14 protein-coding genes and 3 pseudogenes are annotated in these 20,242 nt (G+C 68.8%); 8 read left to right on the top strand and 9 right to left on the bottom strand.

Annotated elements, in window-relative coordinates:
• Window positions 1-24: 24 nt before the first annotated feature.
• Window positions 25-246 (bottom strand): annotated as a pseudogene (locus tag ABIE67_RS48470) (DDE-type integrase/transposase/recombinase); the annotation flags it as partial.
• 311 nt (window positions 247-557) lie between these two features.
• Complete coding sequence (locus tag ABIE67_RS48465; RefSeq protein ID WP_370270871.1) at window positions 558-1,835, bottom strand: transposase; 1,278 nt, start codon at window positions 1,833-1,835, stop codon at window positions 558-560.
• Between the two features lie 110 nt (window positions 1,836-1,945).
• Here ABIE67_RS48465 and ABIE67_RS48460 point away from each other — a divergent pair.
• The 4 genes and pseudogenes from ABIE67_RS48460 to ABIE67_RS48445 all read left to right on the top strand — a co-directional run.
• Window positions 1,946-3,254, top strand: a pseudogene (locus ABIE67_RS48460) (IS256 family transposase); the annotation flags it as partial.
• On the top strand, window positions 3,234-3,566 hold the full coding sequence (locus tag ABIE67_RS48455) for a transposase domain-containing protein (protein WP_370270995.1): 333 nt from the start codon (window positions 3,234-3,236) through the stop codon (window positions 3,564-3,566). The pseudogene ABIE67_RS48460 and the gene ABIE67_RS48455, both read left to right, overlap by 21 nt.
• A gap of 147 nt (window positions 3,567-3,713) precedes the next feature.
• On the top strand, window positions 3,714-4,007 hold the full coding sequence (locus ABIE67_RS48450) for a hypothetical protein (RefSeq protein WP_370270870.1): 294 nt from the start codon (window positions 3,714-3,716) through the stop codon (window positions 4,005-4,007).
• Between the two features lie 112 nt (window positions 4,008-4,119).
• Window positions 4,120-5,326, top strand: a pseudogene (locus ABIE67_RS48445) (IS3 family transposase).
• 19 nt (window positions 5,327-5,345) lie between these two features.
• Here the strand turns inward: ABIE67_RS48445 and ABIE67_RS48440 are convergent.
• The 4 genes from ABIE67_RS48440 to ABIE67_RS48425 form a co-directional block, all read right to left on the bottom strand.
• Complete coding sequence (locus ABIE67_RS48440) at window positions 5,346-6,218, bottom strand: integrase core domain-containing protein (protein ID WP_370270869.1); 873 nt, start codon at window positions 6,216-6,218, stop codon at window positions 5,346-5,348.
• A 326-nt stretch (window positions 6,219-6,544) separates the two neighbouring features.
• Window positions 6,545-7,885: an IS701 family transposase gene (locus tag ABIE67_RS48435; protein ID WP_370270868.1), complete on the bottom strand. Its 1,341-nt coding sequence runs from the start codon at window positions 7,883-7,885 to the stop codon at window positions 6,545-6,547.
• A 512-nt stretch (window positions 7,886-8,397) separates the two neighbouring features.
• On the bottom strand, window positions 8,398-8,781 hold the full coding sequence (locus tag ABIE67_RS48430) for a VOC family protein (RefSeq protein WP_370270867.1): 384 nt from the start codon (window positions 8,779-8,781) through the stop codon (window positions 8,398-8,400).
• 48 nt (window positions 8,782-8,829) lie between these two features.
• Complete coding sequence (locus ABIE67_RS48425) at window positions 8,830-10,083, bottom strand: IS256 family transposase (protein WP_370251593.1); 1,254 nt, start codon at window positions 10,081-10,083, stop codon at window positions 8,830-8,832.
• Between the two features lie 1,762 nt (window positions 10,084-11,845).
• Between ABIE67_RS48425 and istA the strand changes: the two genes are divergently transcribed.
• The 4 genes from istA to ABIE67_RS48405 all read left to right on the top strand — a co-directional run bounded on the left by istA (window position 11,846) and on the right by ABIE67_RS48405 (window position 15,542).
• Complete coding sequence (gene istA / locus ABIE67_RS48420; protein ID WP_370270866.1) at window positions 11,846-13,108, top strand: IS21 family transposase; 1,263 nt, start codon at window positions 11,846-11,848, stop codon at window positions 13,106-13,108.
• Window positions 13,109-13,990, top strand: coding sequence for an IS21-like element helper ATPase IstB (gene istB / locus ABIE67_RS48415; RefSeq protein WP_370251535.1), 882 nt, complete (start codon window positions 13,109-13,111; stop codon window positions 13,988-13,990).
• 533 nt (window positions 13,991-14,523) lie between these two features.
• On the top strand, window positions 14,524-14,886 hold the full coding sequence (locus ABIE67_RS48410; protein ID WP_370270865.1) for a hypothetical protein: 363 nt from the start codon (window positions 14,524-14,526) through the stop codon (window positions 14,884-14,886).
• Complete coding sequence (locus tag ABIE67_RS48405) at window positions 14,883-15,542, top strand: nucleotidyl transferase AbiEii/AbiGii toxin family protein (protein ID WP_370270864.1); 660 nt, start codon at window positions 14,883-14,885, stop codon at window positions 15,540-15,542. The genes ABIE67_RS48410 and ABIE67_RS48405 overlap by 4 nt, the downstream gene beginning before the upstream one ends.
• A gap of 168 nt (window positions 15,543-15,710) precedes the next feature.
• Here the strand turns inward: ABIE67_RS48405 and ABIE67_RS48400 are convergent, their stop codons facing one another.
• The 3 genes from ABIE67_RS48400 to ABIE67_RS48390 form a co-directional block, all read right to left on the bottom strand.
• Complete coding sequence (locus ABIE67_RS48400) at window positions 15,711-15,971, bottom strand: hypothetical protein (RefSeq protein ID WP_370270863.1); 261 nt, start codon at window positions 15,969-15,971, stop codon at window positions 15,711-15,713.
• A 133-nt stretch (window positions 15,972-16,104) separates the two neighbouring features.
• Window positions 16,105-17,340, bottom strand: a complete 1,236-nt coding sequence (locus tag ABIE67_RS48395) for an SWIM zinc finger family protein (protein WP_370270862.1) — start codon at window positions 17,338-17,340, stop codon at window positions 16,105-16,107.
• A complete protein-coding gene (locus tag ABIE67_RS48390; protein WP_370270861.1) occupies window positions 17,337-20,174 on the bottom strand; it encodes a DEAD/DEAH box helicase in 2,838 nt (945 codons plus the stop codon). Before ABIE67_RS48390 ends, ABIE67_RS48395 begins: the two co-directional genes overlap by 4 nt.
• Window positions 20,175-20,242 lie beyond the last annotated feature (68 nt).

Below are 20,242 nucleotides of genomic sequence, written 5' to 3'. Positions count from 1 at the left end.
ACCAATTCCGCTGAATAGCCAGGGTGAACTCTTCGCCCGGTTGTTCAGTCCCTTGCGGGAGCGGTGTTCTGCCGAGCGCATCGGTTCCCGCTGATCCGGCCGTAGGAGCGGCACTTGTCTGTGACCAGCGCCCTGGCCACCCCGGCACTGCTTCTTCATGAGCTTGGCCATGAACTGCTTCGCGGCCTTCGCGTGCCGCCAGGACTGGACCAGGATGTCCCGCACTTGGGGGTTCTGGTCCACGGCCGCCACGGGTACTGCCGCACCCTGTTGACCTTGATGAACGGCATTATCAAGTTGGGGGGCGGGGTGCGATGATCTTGGTGGGGATCGTCGTGGGAGGGGCCTGGCCGTGGAGTCTGAAGCGCCGTCGTACCGGGGGTTCCGGTTCCCGCCGGAGGTGATCGCGCACGCGGTCTGGCTGTACCACCGCCTTCGTGACGTGGAGGAGCTGTGCGAGGTTGTCAATTTGTTTGTGTATGTAGAGGTGTGTGGCCTTGCTGGTCGGGCCTGCGGGTTGGCTACAACACTGTGACTCTGTTGGTGATCTTCAGGAGTCATCCGGCGGCTGCGGTGCAGAGGGTGTGGAATCGGCTTGATCGTGTGCGTCCACGGGGTGTTTCGGCGATCCAGTCGGCGGTGCGGGTGAGGTTGCAGGCTATGGCGGTAAGTACGTGCTGGACGTGCGTCTTGGCGAGCCCGCGGTAGGGCGTACGCCGTAGGCCGTTGCTCCGGACGGTCTGGGAGAGCGTCGCCTCGATGCCGGCGCGGACGGCATAGCGTCGTTGCCATTGCTCGGTCTCCTGGTCGAGGCGGTTTTGGACCTGAATCTCGTGCAGCGGCCGTGGGAGCAGGGCGATCGAGCGGGGCCTGGTGGCCGAGGTGGTGCACGGGTGGCGGTCCGGGCAGGCCAGGCAGTCGGCCTTCGCGAAGCGGAACTGGAGGTATTCGTGGCCCTTGATGCGGAGCGTCCTCGCCGGGGTGCTGGTCTTTCCGCGGGGGCACGTTGCCTGCCGTAGATCCCAGTCGATCGTGAAGGCGGACTTTCCGAAGCCCTCGCCGCTCTTGGCCTGCTGGCTGTGGTCGGCGACGATCGGGCCGAGCAGCGTGATCCCGTGGGCCTGCTGGGCGCGTTGGACGCGGGCCGGGGTGATGTAGGCGGCATCGACCACGTGCTCGGCCGGGACCAGGGCGGCCTGCGCCAGGTCGTCGTGAATCTGCTCGGTGAGCTGCCCGTCCTGGACCGGGGCGATCGTGGTGGCGACGTGCACCACGATCTCGGGCCGCTGTTCCTCGCAGGTCTCGGTGTAGTGCACGCGGTAGCCGCTCCACTCGGTGCCGTTCTTGGTGCAGTAGTGCGCGTCGGTGTCGTAGGGAGAATCGAAGCGCAAACTCGCCGGTGGCAGCGCGTGCCCGTCACGCCAGCGGAGCTGTCCTTGTTCGTCCCAGTAGTAGTGGTGAACCCACACCTGTCGCAGGATTTCCACCTGGGGAAGTGTCCGCAGCCGGCCCGGGGCATCGGGGGACCACAGGGCGGCCAGCACCTTCTGCCCATCCCGTCCGAAAGTCTCCGCCCGCTCGGTCACGGCCTCCGGTCCACCAGGCACCTTCCTGATCTCGATCTTCCGCCCGTACCGCTTGTCCCACTCGGGTTCGATCAGTGGCTGCAGCCACTCCGGCGCGATCTCGGCCAGTTCCTCCAGGGCGGCCCGCAGACTCTCCCCGGCCAGCTCCAGACGGCTGAGCCGACGCACCGCGGCCAGCACATACGTCACGCCGGTACGCTGCCGCCCGCCGGCCTTCAGCAATCCCGCCTCGGTCAGCCGCGTGAGCATCACACGCAACATTCCGGAGGCTGTTTACTCCTCTGTGTAAGAGGTGATCTTGCTGGGTGCTGGTCGGGCCCCGGGTGACACCTGGAATGTGACGCACAGTGAGTGACCTGATGAACGAGTCCAGCCCGCACGCCGAGTCCGCAGAGCCGCGTGAGGAGGCGTCGAGGCGGCTGGCGGGGGCTTTATCGCCGGCGGCGATCGACCGGCTCCTGGCTGATGCGGAGGCGGCCGGGGTCGGTATTGACGGGGCCGGCGGGCTGCTGCAGCAGATGATGAAGGCGGTGCTGGAGCGGGCTTTGCAGGTGGAGATGGCCGACCATCTCGGTTACGAGGCCGGGGACCCGGCAGGCCGCGGCTCGGGCAACGCCCGCAACGGCTCCTACCCCAAGACGCTCACCACGGTGGCCGGCCCGGTCACGGTGGACGTGCCCAGGGACCGCCGGTCGGAGTTCGAGCCAGTGATCGTACCCAAGGGCCGACGGCGTCTGGCCCAGGTCGACGACATGGTGCTGTCGCTGTACGCCCGTGGCATGACCACCCGCGACATCACCGCCCACCTCAAAGAGGTCTACGGCAGCGAGGTGTCCCCGGCCCTGGTATCCAGGATCACCGATGTGGTCGCGGACGAGATAACTGCCTGGCAGAACCGCCCTGTTGACGACGTCTACCCCATCCTCTACATCGACGCGCTGACCGTGAAGGTCCGCGACAGCGGCATGGTCACCAACAAGTCCGCCCACCTGGTGATCGGCGTCGACGTGGACGGCATCAAGAACGTACTGGGCATCTGGCTGCAGGACAGCGAGGGCTCGAAATTCTGGCTGAACGTGCTCACCCAGCTGAAGAACCGCGGCCTGCGCGACGTCCTGATCGTGTGCTGCGACGGGCTGGCAGGCCTGCCCGAGGCCATCACCACAGTCTGGGAGAAAGCCCTGGTCCAGACCTGCGTGACCCACTTGATCCGCAGCTCGATGAAATACGTGTCGCACGGTGACCGCAAGCAGGTGGCCGCCGCCCTCAAACCGATCTGCACCGCCGCCACGGAATCCGAGGCACTGACCGCGCTGGACGAGCTCCGGTCAAACTACGGCAAGAACTACCCTGGCCTGATTGCCAGTTGGGAACGGGCCTGGGAAGAATTCATCCCCTTCCTCGCCTTCGACCGCGAGATACGCAGGGTCATATACACGACCAACGCCATCGAATCCCTGAACTACCAGCTCCGCAAGATCACCAAGACGCGCGGCCACTTCCCCAGCGACGACGCCGCCGTCAAACTCCTCTACCTCGGCATCCGCCGCATCCAAGGGCCGCCACATCGACGGCGACGGTCCCATCCCCAAAGGCCGCGTCCGCGGCACCGGCACCCTCGGCTGGAAACGCGCCATGAACCACTTCATGCCCGCCTTCCCCGACCGCTCGGAGAAGCGCCGACGTGTGCTGTCCGCGCGGTTCACGGTCTACTGCGTGCTGGCGATGTCCTTGTTCCCGCAGGCCGACTACCTGGAGGTCCTGCGTCTGGTGAAGACCGGCGATCCGAGCCTGCGGCCCTGGACCGGGGTGAACAATTCGTCGCTGACCAGGGCCCGGCAGCGGCTGGGATGGACCGTAATGCGGGAACTGTTCCGGGCTGTGGCCTGGCTACTGGGCAGGGAAGACGATCTTTTTCACGGGCTGCGGGTGTGCTGGCCCTGGACGGGACACTGCTGGCGGTGCCGGACTCGACGGTGAACAACGAGGTATTCGGCGAGTCGGGATCACAGCGCAGTCCGGTGGGGTATCCGCAGGCCTGCGTGGTCGTCGTGGCCGAGTGTTCCTCCCACGCCGTGCTCGCCGCCGTGATCGGCGGGTTCAAGGAGTCTGAGCGGATCGTCTCCGATGTCCTGGAGGCCCATACCGGGAGCGGGACACTGTTGGTGGCCGGCCGCGGACTGTGGGGCCTGGCCCCGTTGGCACCGGCTGCGGGAACAGGGCACTCACCTGCTGCTGTGGCGGATCGAGCGGCGCAAGGCCCGCCGGGTTCAGGACGTGCTGTCCGACGGCAGTTACCTGGCCCGGATCGAGGCGAACAGGCACAGCAAGGCGGCCGGAACGCTCAAGGCATCACCAGCCCCGGTCCGGGTGATCGAGGACCGCGTCGACGTGTCTCGCGTCAAGTTTGTGGCTCACTGATCTTGGTTTGAAAGTTGGGGGTGCAGGGTCGGGCTGTGGTGATGGGCCCTCACCCCGGATTTTGGACACCGGAGAGACTTGGATCTTGATGGTCCAGGAGAACGGAGTCCCTGTGGGGATGAAGCACTACCCCGCCGAGTTCAAGGCGGACGCGGTCGCGTTATACCGGTCGAGGCCGGGGGCCACGATCAAGTCCGTCGCTGCTGATCTGGGAGTGAACACCGAGACACTCCGGAACTGGATCCGGGCCGCCGACGGACGGCGCTCCGGCTCCACTCCGCGCCGGCGACCGCGGCGACGTCAGGTGGCGACGGCGTTCAGGCGGAGCTGGCCGCAGCCCGGAGGAGGATCCGCGAGCTGGAGGAGGAGCGCGACATCCTCCGCAAGGCGGCCCGGTATTTCGCGACGGAGACGCGCTGGTGAACCGCTGCCAGTTCGTTGAAGATCACCAGCGCCGGTACGGCGTGAAGCGGCTCTGCATCATTCTCGGCCTTTCCCGCTCCAGCTTCTACTACTGGCGTCGCACCGCGGCCGCGAGGACGGCCCGCCATGCTGCCGAGACAGAGCTCGCTGATCGGATACGCAAGGTCCACCAGGACTCCGACGGCACCTACGGAGCCCCAAGGGTCACCGCCGAGCTCCGCGAGGTGGGGATACGGATCAATCACAAGCGCGTCGCCCGGATCATGCGGACCATCGGACTCGAGGGCGTGCGTCTGCGCCGCCGGCACCGCACCACCACTGCCGAACCGGCCGCGGCGAAGGCGCCGGATCTGATCGGCCGTAACTTCACCGCGGACGTGGTGAACACGAAGTACGTCGGCGACATCACATACCTGCCGGTCAGCGGCGCGAAGCCGCTCTATCTTGCGACCGTCATCGATCTCGCTTCCCGGCGGCTGGCCGGGTGGGCGATCGCCAGTCACATGCGAACCGGGCTCGTCACCGACGCCCTGGCGGCCGCCGAGCGAACTCGCGGGAGTCTCGCCGGAGCGATCATGCACACCGATCACGGATCTCAATACACGAGCAGGGCCTTCGCTGAGATCTGCAGGTCAGCAGGGGTCCGGCAGAGCATGGGCGCGGTCGGGTCCAGCGCGGACAACGCCGCCGCGGAGTCGTTCAACGCGGCCTTCAAACGGGAGACGCTCAAGGGCCGGAAGGGCTGGCCGAGTCAGCGCGAAGCGCGACTCGATGCCTTCCGCTGGCTGACTCGATACAACACTCGACGCAGGCACTCCCGCCTCGAGCAACGATCTCCGATCGCCTACGAGAACGCCTTGCCATCGACAACAACTACCCTGGCCCAAGCCGCATAGACGTGTTCAAAATTCGGGGTCAAGGCCCGATCTCGATCGGGCGGTGGCCGGCGAGGGCCTGGTGCGGGCGGATGTGGTTGAAGACGTGCCGGTAGTGCTCGGCCTCGCGGGCCAGGGTGTCGAGGTCTTCGATCTCCAGGCGGTAGAGGTGCTCGTACTTCAGTGAGCCGAAGGCGCGCTCGCGTACACCGTTCTGGCCGGGGCTCTTGGTGCGGGTGCGGATGTGCAGCAGCTCGGGGCGGGAGGCGATGAAGCGGGCGAACGCGGCGCCCTTGAACGCGCCGCCGTTGTCGGTGACCAGCTTGATCCTGCGGATCTTCCCGGTCTCGGGGTCGGTGGGCAGCAGTTCGGCCAGCGGGGCGCCGCCTATCCGTTCGGCCTCGGCGATCGCGATGTGGACGGCTGCGATGGCGTCCGTGCCGGTGCAGGACGGACTGATGTGCCAGCCGTGCTCGTACTTGGTGAAGTAGTCGGTCACGCCGGCCAGGCGCCAGGTGCCGCCGCCGGTCGTCTCGTACTCGGAGAAGTCGAGCTGCCACACCTCATTCGGCCTACTCGGAGGGTCGGCGAAGGCGGCCTTGCGGGCCCTGGCGAGTTCGCGGCGTTCGCCCTGGTAATCGACGGGCTGGAGCAAGTCCCGTCTGCGCAAGGCGCGTTCGACCGAGGAGGCCGAGAGGGTGTGGCCGTCGGCCCGCATCAGCCAGTGGATCTTTCGGTGGCCCCAGGCGGGCCAGTCCGCGGCGTACTTCGCGACGACCGGCTCAGCCGCGTCTACCACTGGCGCCGGCCACGGCCCCTTGGCCGGCTCCTGGCCGCACCGGGCGCGGGCTTGCCAGCGGCAGTAGGTACGGCGCGGGATGCCGAACAACGCGCAGAACCTCGAAGTCGGCATCTCCGCATGGGTGCGGATCACTTCGAGGCCCTCGAAGGGGCCAGACGGCCCTCGGCGGACTTCTTCCACACCCGCAGCTCGACATGCGCCTCGCCCAGCGCGGTCTTGAGCTCCTCGATCTCGGCCTCCAGCCTCTCCTCCCGCGTCGAGGACCGCCGACCCGCAGACGTGGCCAGGCCCGCCTTGCCGGACCCCAGAAGAGGTAAATTGCTGAACCTGAACCCGGATCAGTACTCCGCCTACAGTGCGAGGTTGAGCAAGTGGAGCCCGCAGTCGCAGTCCGACACGGCAGCTGTAGTTCTTGATCGGTTGGTCATTGTTGCTGGTCAGGTGGTTGCTGCGGCGGTGATGTTGTTCCAGCGGCGGTGGGCTTCGGTGGCTTGCTGTTGATGGTGGCGGCGCCATGCGGACCAGTGCAGGAGGTGCTCCAGGTCGCGGCGGGGAGGGCGCAGGGCGGTGGCGCGTAGGAGTCGCAGCAGCTCGCGGGTGCTTGGGGGGGCGAGTGGGCCGCTGGGTGTCTGGGCGGCGGCGCGGGCTTGGGTGACGGCCAGGATGGCTGCGGCGAGCATGCTGATCAGGCTCCAGCGCATCCAGGAGTTCCAGCAGGTGGTCTGGCCCTCGTCCAGGCCGCAGTCGGATTTTCCGGCCTGGAAGTCCTCTTCGATTTTCCATCTGCAGCACACCACATCGACCAGGGTGGCCATGGTGACCGCGGTTGCGGAGTGGCAGCGGTAGAAGGAGAGTTCGCGGGTGTAGCGGTGGCGGCGCACCAGCAGGTAGGAGTGGCCCGGCCCGGTGCTTTCGGGGGTGTCGTCGGCGAGGACGCCGATCATGGCCCAGTCGTAGTGACGGTCGCCCTTGGTCCCGTGGCCGGTACGCATGCGCATCCAGGTGCGGCGGGGTAAGCGGGCGGCGAGTTCGGTGGCGGTGAAGCGGCCGGCTGGGGTGGTGACGCGGTGGTCGGCGCGGACCGCGAGGGCGTAGTCGAGGCCGAGTGCCCGTGCATGCCGTCGCAGCTCGCGACCGCCGTACACCTCGTCGCCGGCCAGCCAGCGGGCCGGTATCCCCAGGGCACGTACACGCTGCAGCATGGCGGCCGCGAGCTGTGGCTTGGTGGCGAACAGGGTCTCGTCGGGGACGTGGGTGAGCAGGCGGCGTTCCTCGTCGGCGGCCCACCCGGCGCCCAGGTAGAGGGCGCGGTCGATCAGCGTGTGCCCGCTTACCGAGGCGTAGGTGAGGTGGACGGAGACCTGGCACAGACCGATACCGCCGAGCGCCCCGGCGTACTGGTGGGCCGCTCCCACGTAGTCGGTCGAGGACTTCTCATCACCGGTCTCGTCCACGATCAACACCGCCTGGTCGTCCGCGAGTTCACCGGCCGCCCAGGTCATGAGCCGGTCGCGGGCCAGATCGTGGTCCCACACACCACGGGAGAGGAAGTGCTGCAGCCGGTGCGGGCCCGAGTGCCCCAGCGCCTCGCCGAGCGTCCAGCAGTTGCGCGTATCGAGCTCCATCAGCATGCCCTCGGTCATCTCCCGCGCCAGCAGGCGCGGTTCCCGGCGCGGGAAGCAGTCAGCGACCTCGGCCATCACCGCCCCGAACGCGGCCGTCCACTCCTGCCCGGCTATCGTGGCCTCCACGGCCACCTGTTCCTTGATCGTCGTCACAAACGCTCATGATCACGGTGGCCGTCCCCCTACCCTCGGCCGCCCCCGCACCCCCGTTGACCAGCACGAACACGCCAACGATCAAGAACTACAGCTGCCGTGTCCGATTCGCCAGTAGTCAGGAAGGCGAGAGAGTCGGGGTTTGGGTCAGCCTCTGAGCAGTTGTCGGTGCCTCAGGATTTGCATCAGGGCGGAACCCAGAGTGATACACCGTCCGCTGCGCGGCCAGACATGAGCCGGTCACTCAGCAGCAGGAGCAAAAGCCCCAGGACCTCTCATCCCATTCAGATGTCGGCAGTGCGGCCACCACTGCTGCGCGTAGCAGTGGCCCGGCTGGCCTTAGCGCCGCCGACGACGGCAAGAACTCCTCGGACGCGGCTGCCTCAAGCATGGCGGCCACTGAGGGCAAGAGTGCCACGGGTACGGCTGCCGCTGCTTCCCAGGGGCTGCAGTCTGGTGCGCAGCGAGTCATTGTCAAGAGTTGTGGATCGAGTGACGTGCGATCCAGCCGGTCATCCCTCGTCCAGGCACAGGCAGAAGGGGTGTCCGGCCGGGTCGAAGAGCACCCGGACGCTCTCCTGCGGCTGGAACTCCGCCAGCGTGGCGCCCAGGGCCACCGCCTCGGCGACCGCCGAATCCAGATCGCCGACCTGGAAGTCGAAGTGCATCATCGGGCGCTGTTCGCCCTCGATCGGAGGCCACACCGGAGCCCGATAGGCGTCCGCCTGCTGGAACACGAAGAATGGCCCTTTCGGGGAGGCGGCGACGATGGCCGTGCCCGGCTCCTCGTGCCCGATGTGCCAACCGAGGAGTTCGGCGTAAAACTTCGCCAGGCCGCTGGGGTCCGGGGCCTCGATCGCAGTTCCCCACCGCATACCACCGGTTCGAGATCTCATTCCGGCAGCCTGCCTCATGATCCCGTGCTTGTCGTGCGTGAAGGGTGATCAGGCTGCGGTGGCCTCAGGGCGTTCGACGAGGTGACCGTTCTTGAAGCGGGCACCGTTGCGGACAAGAGCGACGAGGTGGGGTGCGGTGATCGCGCGCCAGCGGGCCTGGGCGGACTCGGCCAGCTTGAACACCATGGCCAGGGCCGCGACCGCGCTGCCGGCCCCGCGGGTGACCTTGGTCCGGAGTTTCACGGTGCTGAAAGTACTCTCGATCGGATTTGTCGTGCGCAGATGCACCCAGTGCTCAGCAGGGAAGTCGTAGAACGCGAGGAGTTCGTCAACCTCGCCGATGATCTTCTTCACCGCCTTCGGCCACTTCGCGCCGTAGACACCCTCGAAGTCACGGACGGCCTTCTCCGCGTGGTCGCGGTCCTCGGCGTTGTAGATCTCCTGGAGGGCCTTCTTCGCGCCGGGCTGGGCCGACTTCGGCAGGGCGTTGATCACGTTGCGGGTTTTGTGAACCCAACACCTTTGGTGCCTGGCCTGCGGAAACACCTCCGCGAGGGCCCGCCAGAGGCCCATCGCGCCGTCACCGACGACGAGTTCGGGATCTCGCATGCCGCGCCGACGGCAGTCACGCAGCACATCCGCCCAGGACTCGGTCGACTCGCGCAGCCCCTCGGCGAGGGCGATGAGTTCCTTGCTGCCGTCCGTGCGCACGCCCATGAGGACCAGGACGCAGGAGTGCACCTGGCCGAGGCGGACCTTGGGGTGGACGCCGTCGGCCCACACGTAGACATAGTCGGATTCCGACAGGTCGCGGGCCTGGAAGGCGGTGTGGTCGTCCTGCCACTGCTTCGTCAGCCGAGTGATCGTTGCCGGGGAGAGCCCCGCCGCCGAGCCGAGGAACTGTTCCATCGCGGGGACGAAGTCGCCGGAGGACAGTCCGTGCAAGTAGAGCAGAGGGAGGACCTCGCCGACTTTCGGGGATTTCCGGCACCAGGGCGCGAGTATTTTCGACGAGAACCGCTTGCGCTCACCCGTCGCCTCGTCCACGCGCTTGTCGTTTACGCGCGGCGCCTTCACCATGACCGGCCCGGCGGCTGTGGTCACGGTCCGCTCTCGGTGGTGTCCGTTGCGGACGACCAGACGGCGGCCAGCCTGGTCGCGCTCGCCTGCCAACTCGGCTATGTACTGGTTGACCTCGGCCTCCAGGGCCGCGGCGAGCATCCGCCTCGCGCCCTCGCGGACGATGCCGTCGATCAGGGAACCGGTCTCGGTGGTGCCGTCCTCGTTAACTACGCTCAGCACGGGCGTGCCTTCCCGACCCGCGCTGCAACGCGGGCCTGCTCGATGACCTCGAGTCGATCACTCGGGAAGGTACGCCCTCTGCATCACACGAGGCACCCCACCCGAGGTCGATCCACAAGTCCTGAGCATGGCTCGTGCGCAGCAGGCTGGTAAGAGTACGGCTCCGTCCAGTTCGGCTGCGGCTGGCGAGCAGTCCGGAGCTGGTGCATCCGGTGGTGATGCGGGTTCGCGGTTGAGTGACCTGAAGCCTGCTGGCCTGCAGGGTCAACAGAGTGTAGATGCGGGGAAGGTGCCGAAGGGCGATGCGGGTGCCGCTAATGTGTCAGCCGGGATTGCAGGGCCGAAGCCGCAGGATCAGCAGGCGGCCAAGCAGGCTCAGGGCCAGTCCGATCAGGTGATGCCCGAGGACATGAGCCGTTCCGCTCAGATGCAGGGACAGAAGCCGCAGGACCTCAAGCAGGCGCCGGGGCAGGCTGCGTCGTCTCCCGCCGCCTCGCAGTCGCCGTTGCAGTCGTCGTCCAAGCTGGCGCAGCCGCAGGGTACGGGGCAGCCGGGGGCTCCGTCCGGTTCGGCCGAGGATCGCTCCGTTGGGGGTGCGACGAACGCTGGTGCGACCGCCGGTACTGCGACTGATACGAGGGGTACGGGCACACCAGGTTCGGCTCCGGATGCTGGTGGCGCTGCGACGCCGGGCGCTGGTGTGGGTGGTGGGATCCGCGGTACGAGCGGTATGGGCACACCTGGGTCAGCCGCCCCCAATACTGATGGCAAGGGTGCCTCGGGCGCTGTCACTATTGATTCCCAGGGCCATCAGTCGGGTTCGCAGCAGGTTGGTGGGGTGTGGCTTCGAGTGGTTCGGCTGTGGCTGGTGGGCAGTCCGTGCTGGGTGTTTCCGCTGGCGGGGACTCGGGTTCCCGGCTGGGTGGTCCGAGGTCGTCTGGGGTCTTGAGTCCGCATGGTGAGGAGCTGGGTGCGGGTGGGGTGAAGCCGGCGCACGATGCTGCGGCTGGGGGGCAGCAGGCGGCCGGGCCGATCGGTGCCGCGTCTGGGCAGGGGTTGTCCGCTTCAGCTGGGCAGGATGGTAAGGCCTCAAGTCAGCAGGCGGACGGTGCGAAGGCGTCGACGGTGGCTGTGCCTGCTTTGGCTGTGGGTGGGGCTAAGTCTGGTGATACCTCATCTTCCGCGTCTGCGGTTGCTGCTGGCCAGCAGAGTACGTCTGTGCCGGTTGGCGGGGGTGGTGACACGGTGCTTAAGGACCTTGGTGGCTTCAGGGAGTCGTCTGTGCTGCCGGCGTCGCTTACGCCTGGTTCATCGGTGTCTGGGCCGCGTGAGGCCCAGCAGTCTGCTCCGACGCTTGAGACTCCGGCCCCTGCTGCTCCTGCGCTGAACACGTCGGCTGCGCCTGCGGCTGCGTCGTTGACGGAGCCTGCGGCTGCTGGGGGGGGGTGTCTGTGGCCGGGAATGTGCTGGGGCTGGGGGCTTCGGCTTCGGCTGCTGCGGGGTCTGTGGCTGGGGCGCCTGCGGGCGGGTCTGCTGGTCTTGGTCTGCAGGTTCCCTCTGCCGCACCGTCTGCGTCCGCTGGCTCGTCGCTGTCGCCGGGTGAGTCCGCTCCTGCGCCGGCTGCTTCGTCGCTGACGGAGCCTGCGTCTGCTGCTCCTCTCGACGACGGCCGAACGCTGACCCTCTGACGGCGTATCAAAACTGACCCTCTTGGTGATCTTCGTCTGACTCTGGCCTTGTTGATCAAGGTCAGGAGGAAGAGGTGATCCTTGTGGAGGACTGGGCAGAGATCCGTCGGTTGCACCGGGCCGAGCAGATGCCGATCAGGGCGATCGCCCGCCATCTGGGCATTTCGAAGAACACGGTGAAGCGGGCGCTGGCGCACGACCGGCCGCCGAAGTACGAGAGGCCGGCCAAGGGCTCGGTGGTGGACGCGGTCGAGGTGCAGATCCGCGAGCTGCTGCGGGAGACGCCGACGATGCCCGCGACGGTGATCGCCGAGCGGATCGGCTGGGACCGCGGGATGACCGTGCTCAAGGAGCGGGTCCGCGACCTGCGTCCCGCCTATATCCCGGTGGACCCGGTGTCGCGGACGACGTATCGGCCGGGTGAGCTGGCCCAGTGCGACCTGTGGTTCCCCGACGCGGAGATCCCGCTCGGCTACGGGCAGACCGGGCAGCCGCCGGTGCTGGTGATGGTGATGGTGTCCGGCTACTCGCGGATGATCGCCGCGAGGATGCTGCCCTCGCGGCGGACCGGGGACCTGATCGACGGGCACTGGCGGCTGCTGTCCGCCTGGGGCGCCGTCCCGAAGATGCTGGTCTGGGACAACGAGTCCGGGATCGGCCGCGGGAAGGTGACCGGCGAGTTCGCCGCGTTCGCGGGCCTGCTCTCCACCAGGATCTACCTCTGCCGCCCCCGCGATCCAGAAACGAAAGGGCTGGTGGAGCGGGCCAATGGTTACCTGGAGACCAGCTTCCTGCCGGGCCGTCACTTCTCCGGCCCCAACGACTTCAACGCCCAGCTGGGCGAGTGGCTGAAGGTCGCCAACCGGCGCCGGCACCGCGCTCTGCAGGCCCGTCCGAGCGAGCGGTGGGAGGCGGACAAGTCCGGGATGATCGCGCTGCCGCCGGTCGACCCGCCGTCCTGGTGGCGTTTCTCCATCCGGCTCGGCCGCGACCACTACGTCCGCATCGACACCAACGACTACTCCGTCGACCCCGCCGCGATCGGGAGGACGGTGACGGTGCTCTGTGACAACGATGAGGTCATCGTCCTGGCCACCGGCGGGGAGATCGTCGCCCAGCACCCCAGGTGCTGGGCGAAGCACCAGACCCTCACCGACCCCCAACACGCCGCCACCGGCACCCGGATGCGTCAGGGAGTGCACCGTCAGCAGGCAGCCCGCCAGAGCCGGCTGGCTGCTTCGTCCGGCCCGATGGTCGAGGTCGAACAGCGCGAACTGGACACCTATGACCGACTGTTCACCGTCATCGACGGCGGCGGCGACAAGGAGGCGAGCTGAATGCCCCGCCCCGCGACAGCCTCCGGCGACGACGAAGGCGAGGAAGAGCCCGGCGCCGTCGAGAAGACCACCACCGCCAGGACGGCAGCGGCGGCATCCTCCCGTCGGACGGGCCGGCAGACCTTGACTGACCTGGCTTTCCTCGCCCGCGCGATGAAGGCCCCGGCCCTGCTGGACGCCGCCGAACGGCTGGCCGAACGCGCCCGCAAGGAGTCCTGGACGCACGCCGAATACCTCGTCGCCGTGCTCCAGCGCGAGGTGAGCGCCCGCGAATCGCACGGCGGCGAGGCCCGCGTCCGCGCGGCGAGGTTCCCCGCCGTCAAAACGGTCGAGGAACTCGACGTCACCCATCTGCGCGGGATAACGCGCCAACAGCTCGCGCATCTGGGTACGTTGGACTTCATCGCCGGGAAGGAGAACGCCGTTTTCCTGGGTCCGCCCGGGACCGGAAAGACACACCTGGCGATCGGGCTCGCGGTCAGAGCCTGCCAGGCCGGACACCGCGTCGCCTTCGCGACCGCCTCCGAGTGGGTCGACCGGCTCGCCGCCGCCCACGCAGCCGGCCGTCTGGCCGACGAGCTCACCAGACTGGGCCGCTACCCGCTGATCGTGGTGGACGAGGTCGGCTACATCCCCTTCGAGGCCGAAGCCGCGAACCTGTTCTTCCAGCTCATCTCGAACAGATACGAACGCGCGTCCGTGATCGTCACCAGCAACAAGCCCTTCGGACGCTGGGGAGAGGTCTTCGGCGACGAGACCGTGGCCGCCGCCATGATCGACCGCCTCGTCCACCACGCCGAGGTCCACTCGTTCAAGGGCGATTCGTATCGCATGCGCGGCCGCGAACTCGGACGCATCCCCACCGACAACCAAGACGACTGAACACACGCAACAGAAGACACCTGGGTCACTATTCACCCGCCCAAACTGGGTCACGGTTCACCCGCCGCCGACAGCTCCGGCTGAGACCCCGTCTGCGCCTGGGTCTGTGCCTGGGGCTGCGGAGGCTGCTCCGGTTTCGCAGCGGGCTGCGCCTGCGCCGGTTCCGGTTGATGCTGCCTCTCCGACGTCTGAGGTCGCGTCGTCGCAGGCTGCGCCTGTGGCTGAGGCCCCGCAGCAGGCTGCTCCGGCTCCGGTTGAGGCAGCTCCTGCGGCGCCGGTGGAGCAGGCTCCGGTGCAGCAGCAGCAGTAGCAGCAGTAGTAGTGGTGGTTGGTGGTGGGGCTGCCGGGGCTGCAGTCGGGTCTTGTGAGGTCCGGCTTCCGGCTCCGGCCGCCCCGGTCCTCTGGCCTGCGGGCGTGGGTGTGGGTGTGGGTGTGGTGAGGGGGCTGCGGGTAGTGGTGCCGGTGGTGTGCTCATATGGGAGGGGAGCCGGGTATTTGCCGCGGCGCCGCCTCGTAACCGCGATACTGGATGCATGGATGTGACGACTACCGCCCTGCGTGCTGAGGTGCTGCGGGACCGTTACCGCAGTCGGTTGCCCGAGTGCCTTAAGGAGCTGGCCGGTCCCGTCGAGGGCACCGTCGACCTGCCGCTCCACGTCGTGTGGTCCGGGCGGACGAGCTACACTCTGGGCCGCCCGAAGTCCCGCATGTCGCTCTACAGGGCCGTCCTGGCTGAGGGCCAGCGTGAGGACCTGGTGGCTTTCCTGCACCACCGGCTGCTGGCCGAGCAGTGGCCCGTTCTGCGCCGCCTGGTCAGCCCCTACATCCGCGAGGTCTGGGAGGACGCCTTTCCCGAGCTGCGCCGTACCGCTGCGGCCGACGCGACAGCTGCGTGAAGCTCACCCCGCTCCACGAGCGTCTCCTTGCCGACATCCTCGACCTCGGCTCCCCCTATCCGCTGGTCCTCACCGGCGGGTACGCCGTGCAGGCGCATGGTCTGGTCGAACGCTTCAGCCGTGACCTCGACGTGGCCACCGAGAATCCTGCGCCAATGGATGAGATCGTCGCATCTCTCACCACTGGCCTCACCGAGCGCGGCTGGCGGACCGCGCATGTGCAGACCGACCCGCTCAGCGGTCGGTTCCTCGTCACCGATCCGGACACCGGCGAGGAGTGCGAGGTCGACGTCCTCAAGGAGGCATTCTGGGCCCCGCCTGCCCAGACTCCCTACGGACCCGTCCTCTCCCTCGACGACGTGATCGGCACCAAGGTCCGCGCCCTTGCCGACCGCGGGACCGTCCGCGACCTCATCGATGTGCGGGCCGCCGCCCGCCACCGCTCCACTGCCGACCTCGAATCCCTCGGCCGCCGCCGCGCTCCCGACGAGTTCAGCCTGGAAAACCTCCGTGACCGGCTCACCGGCGCGGACTGGTACGAGGACGAGGACTACGCCGCGTACGGGCTCACGTCCCGGCACATCGAAGAGCTCAAGATCTGGGCGCTGGCGTGGGCGGAGGACCTGGGTGCGCGGATCTACGACGAGAACGCCTAACAGGAGGCTGCACCTCCTCTCCCAACGGCGTGATCACGCTCTGGCCGTGGTGTCGAGGAGCTCGTCCCGGCCGGTTTTGCCGCGGCCATCCCCGGCCCACTGCGCCCCCAGGCCGACGCCTTCGCCGGCTTCCTGCTACTCCAGCGCGAGCAAGCCCAGCAGCTCGGACTACACCCCAACCAACTGAAGACCATCGAGATCCGCCTGGACACCATCCGCGACCTGGCCCTCCACCTCCACCTCGCAGGACACCTGAGCTGGGCGAGCGTCACCACCACCGACCTGGAAGCCTTCCTCACCCTGACCCCGGACCGCCGCGCCTCCCACCTCGCAGGCATGCGCCAGTTCTTCGCCTACGCCCACCGCACCAAGAACATCCTCCACAACCCCACCGAGCCGATAACCGCCGTACAGCAGAGGGGATTTCACGGTCACCGCCCTGCCCGCGGCAGGCTGAACCAAGGCTGCATCCGGCCCCACCACCCCCTGCCACGCCCCAACAACCCACCAGCCCCGATAAGTTGGCGACGCCCACCTGATACACGGCACTCCCAGAGGGCCGCTATCTGCCGGTCTGTTGCCAGACCGAGGTGAGGGCCGTGACGGGGTCGGGGCTGGCTGGTGCCTCGGGCCACCATTCGCCGTCGTCGTCCTGGAGGCAGGGGTACCAGCGGGCGTCGGGACCCAGGCGCAGTTGGATGCCGTGGTCGGTGAGGGTGAGGCGGTTGCGCCAGGCCCGGAGGAGAACAGGGGCGGTGGTCATCTCGGCGAGGGCCGCGGTCAGGGTGGTACGGGCGGCCGTCATCACGGCCGGGTCGGGGGCGTACGGCTGTTCGGCGACGGTGAGCCCGGTGGGGCCGCCATGGCGCCAGGCGCGGGTGAGGCGGGCGAATGTGGTCGGTTTGGTGCCGGTGTTCTGGATCAGGCGGTGGAACCATTCGGGTCCGGGGCTGCTTGCGGCGATGCGTACGGCGTCCTGGTGCTGGGTCAGGTGCAGGCTGGTGGTGTCGCCCGTGAGGAGCCGTGCGGCGCGTGCGGCGGCGTCGGCCATGAGGCGTTCCAGGTCGGTGGTGGCCAGGCCGGTGCCGGAGGGTGGGGCGACGGGCAGCGTGGCTGTGTGGGCGGCCGGGGCGGGGAGGTCGGGAAGCCGGGGTGTGTGTTCGGCCCAGTGGGTGTACGCGGCGGCGGCCGGGATACCGGTCGGGACCGGTGGGGCGGCCGTCTCCTGGTTTGCCGTACGGCGTGCGCGCAGCTTGGCGAGGACTTCCTCCCGGCTGCGGCCGCGCAGGGCGAAGAGCACGAACGGGTCGGCGTCGATGGTGGCGGCGATGGCGTAGCAGAGCGCGGCGGCGTGCTTGCAGGGGTATCCCCAGTCGGGACAGGAGCACTCGGGGTCGAGTTCGGTGGGCTGCGGGAGGAGAGGGACGCCTGCGTGGCGGGCGTCGTCGACGAGTTCGGCGGGCATCTCGCCGTCGAGAAGCGCGGCGAGATGCCCAGCGCGGGCCGCGATGGTGTCGAGCAGGGTGTCCCACTGGGCGTCGGTAAGGACGGGCAGGTGGACCGAGGAGCGGTACGGGCGCGGCCTGCTGCCCTGGACGGCGGCCTTGACCTGGCCCGGGGCGACGCTGGTCGGGCCGACCATGCCCTTGCGGGCGTAGGTGCGTCCGCGGGACAGACGCCCGGCGTCCAGGGTGGAGTCCTCCAGGGCGGTGACCCATGCCTGGCCCCACCAAGTGGCGGCGAAGGCGCGCTTGCCACGGGCGGGCGCACGGCGAGGGCCGGGGATCGAAGGGCTCATGACTGCCTCCCCAGGGCGACGAGTTCGGCGAGGTCGGCGTCGGACAGTTCGGTCAGGGCAGCCTCGCCGGAGCCGACGACGGCGTCGGCGAGCAAGCGCTTGGAATCGAGCAGTTTCGCCACCTTGTCCTCCACGGTTCCCTCCGCGATCAGCTTGTGCACCTGGACGGGCTGGTCCTGGCCGATGCGGTAGGCCCGGTCGGTGGCCTGGTCCTCGACGGCCGGGTTCCACCAGCGGTCGTAGTGCACCACGTGGGTGGCGCGGGTGAGATTGAGACCGGTGCCTGCCGCTTTCAACGACAGCAGGAACACCGGCACGTCACCGCGCTGGAAGCGTTCCACCATGTCTTCGCGCCGGGCAACGGGGGTACCGCCGTGGAGGAAGAGGGTGGGGGTGCCGCGCTCGGCGAGATGTTTCTCCAGGAGGGTCGCCATCTGTTTGTACTGGGTGAAGACCAGCACCGATTCGCCCTCGGCGGTGATGGTGTCGATCAGCTCGTCGAGCAGGTCGAGCTTGCCGGAGCGGCCGGCGAGTGGCGTGGACTGGCGCAGGTACTGGGCGGGGTGGTTGCAGATCTGCTTCAGCGCGGTGAGCAGCTTCAGCACGAGGCCGCGCCGGGCGATCCCCTCGGACTCCTCGATCTTCGCCATGGTCTCGCGCACCACCGCCTCGTAGAGGCTGGTTTGCTCGGCCGTCAGCGAGACGACGCGTTCGGTCTCGGTCTTGGCCGGGAGCTCGGGCGCGATGCCGGGGTCGGACTTCTTGCGGCGCAGCAGGAAGGGCCGTACGAGACGGGACAGACGCTCTGCGGCCTCAGGGTCTTCTCCCGCCTCGATGGGGTGGGCGTGGCGGTCGCGGAAGGCGGTGAGTGTGCCAAGGAGGCCGGGGGTGGTCCAGTCGAGGAGCGCCCACAGCTCGGAGAGGTTGTTCTCCACCGGGGTGCCGGTGAGAGCGACGCGGGCCCGGGTGGGCAGGGCGCGCAGTTCGCGGGCGGTGACAGCGTAGGGATTCTTGACGTGCTGGGCCTCGTCGGCGGCGATCAGTGACCAGGCGGTTTCGGCGAGGACGCCACGGTCGCGGCGCAGCACCCCGTAGGTGACCAGTACGATCTCGTCGCCGGCCAGGTCCTTGAGGTGGCGGTCGCCGCCATGGTAGCGGCGCACGGGCGTGGACGGCGCGAACCTGGCCACCTCGCGCTGCCAGTTGCCGAGCAGGGAGGCAGGGCAGACGACGAGGGTGGGGCCCGCGGTGGCGGGGGCGGTCTGGCGGTGCAGATGTAGAGCGAGCAAGGTGATGGTCTTGCCCAGGCCCATGTCGTCGGCGAGGCAGCCACCGAGGCCGAGTTCGCACATCTCGGCCAGCCAGGCAAGGCCCCGCTTCTGGTAGTCGCGCAACGTGGCCTTGAGAGCGGCGGGCTGTGCGGCGGGGATGCGGGACTCGGGATCGCGGATACGGGTGACCAGATCGCCGAGCGCGCCGACCGCCTCACAGGCGAACGTCTCCCCGTCCCGCTCCGCTTCCCCTGCCAGCGCGGCGCTCAGCGCCTCCATGGCGGTGAGCGGTTCCATCCGGCGGCGCTTTGCGCGGGCCACCAGCTTCGGGTCGGCGACCACCCACTGGTCGCGCAGCCGGATCAGAGGGCGGCGCGCCTCGGCGAGGGCATCCATCTCGGCCTCCGTGAGCGGCTCGCCGCCGAGCGAGACCTGCCAGCGGAAGTCGAGGAGGGCGTCGGTGTCGAGGAGGCCGCCCGCGCTGGAGCCGGGGGCGGCGCGCTGCCCGATCTGAGCGGCCGCGGTGAGCGCTTTGACCAGTTCGCGCGGCCAGTGCACGTCGATACCAGCTGCGCGCAGCGCGCCGGTGGCGTCGCCCAGCAGCTCGAAGGCTTCGTCATCGGTCAGCCGGAGTTGATCGGGAGCGGCATCCGCCAGCAGTCGCTGAAGCGGGGGCCAGACGCGGGTGCCGCGGCGCAGCGCGAGCAGTGTCTCGGTCTCGGCACGCGGGCCGAGCAGCCGTTCAACCTCGCCGGGCTCGCTCCACAGCCGTGCGGCCTCGACGACGAGCGCCGGATCCGCCGCGGTGTGCAGTTGCAGGACGGCCCGGAACTGCCGGCGTCGGCCCTCGGGCACGTCGACGCGCAGCGAGACGCCGACCTCGGCGGTGAACGCGGCGGCGGTCTCCTCGACCCACTCGCGCAGGGCGGGCACGGCACGCGTCTCGCGCCAGGCGTACGGCAGCGCTCCCATGGCGAGCGGCGCGGCCGGAGTACGGACCAGGTCGTCGGCGACCGCGTCGCAGAACTGGCGTACCAGAGCGGCCGGTTCCGCAATGCGCACGGGTGGCGGCCCCGGCTCCGGCAGGCAGTGGGCATGGGGTGGGAGGGCGGCGGCGAGGGCGTCCAGCGCCTGCCGCTGCGCGGCGGTGAAGGGACCCGCCAGCCAGCTGTCGTAGCCGGCCGGGGTGAGAGCCAGGTGGAGACGGCCGTCGGCAAGCAGCCGCAGCGCGAAGCGGGCGGCGGCCTGCCACGCGGCGGCGGACGGATGCGCCGGCTGCGCCCCGGCCAAGGCGGCGACGGCCATGGCCGGGGCAAGCGTGTGCCCGTCGACCTTGCGCCGCCTGACCGAGCGGCCGTGCGGCAGCACCAGCTCCACCGACTCGGTCTCGACATCCGGGGGCACCACGCCGTCACCGGCGGCCGCCCCAACGGGCTTCCACAACAGCAGCCGCCCAAGACGGGCGGGCTCACCGGGCAAGAACACCGCCGCCCAGCCGTCGTCGAGCAGTCCCCTCGCGAAGGCGGCCCCCTCCGGTGCGGCCAGCGGCGGAACGCTCTTCATACCCGCTCCCGGCGCTTGTACAACGACCCGTGCCACTCTCTTCCTTCCGCCCTGTCGCCTTCCGGGAC

This window comes from Streptomyces sp. V4I8, from assembly GCF_041261225.1.
Classification (GTDB): domain Bacteria; phylum Actinomycetota; class Actinomycetes; order Streptomycetales; family Streptomycetaceae; genus Streptomyces.
This window is presented reverse-complemented; position numbering and strand designations above follow the sequence as displayed.

Coding starts and splice junctions, on each gene's coding strand:
- ABIE67_RS48465 (WP_370270871.1), bottom strand. CDS start 1,835: ATGCTCACGCGGCTGACCGAGGCGGGATTGCTGAAGGCCGGCGGGCGG.
- ABIE67_RS48455 (WP_370270995.1), top strand. CDS start 3,234: ATGCCCGCCTTCCCCGACCGCTCGGAGAAGCGCCGACGTGTGCTGTCC.
- ABIE67_RS48450 (WP_370270870.1), top strand. CDS start 3,714: ATGTCCTGGAGGCCCATACCGGGAGCGGGACACTGTTGGTGGCCGGCC.
- ABIE67_RS48440 (WP_370270869.1), bottom strand. CDS start 6,218: ATGCCGACTTCGAGGTTCTGCGCGTTGTTCGGCATCCCGCGCCGTACC.
- ABIE67_RS48430 (WP_370270867.1), bottom strand. CDS start 8,781: ATGAGATCTCGAACCGGTGGTATGCGGTGGGGAACTGCGATCGAGGCC.
- istB (WP_370251535.1), top strand. CDS start 13,109: ATGCCCCGCCCCGCGACAGCCTCCGGCGACGACGAAGGCGAGGAAGAG.
- ABIE67_RS48410 (WP_370270865.1), top strand. CDS start 14,524: ATGGATGTGACGACTACCGCCCTGCGTGCTGAGGTGCTGCGGGACCGT.
- ABIE67_RS48395 (WP_370270862.1), bottom strand. CDS start 17,340: ATGAGCCCTTCGATCCCCGGCCCTCGCCGTGCGCCCGCCCGTGGCAAG.
- ABIE67_RS48390 (WP_370270861.1), bottom strand. CDS start 20,174: ATGAAGAGCGTTCCGCCGCTGGCCGCACCGGAGGGGGCCGCCTTCGCG.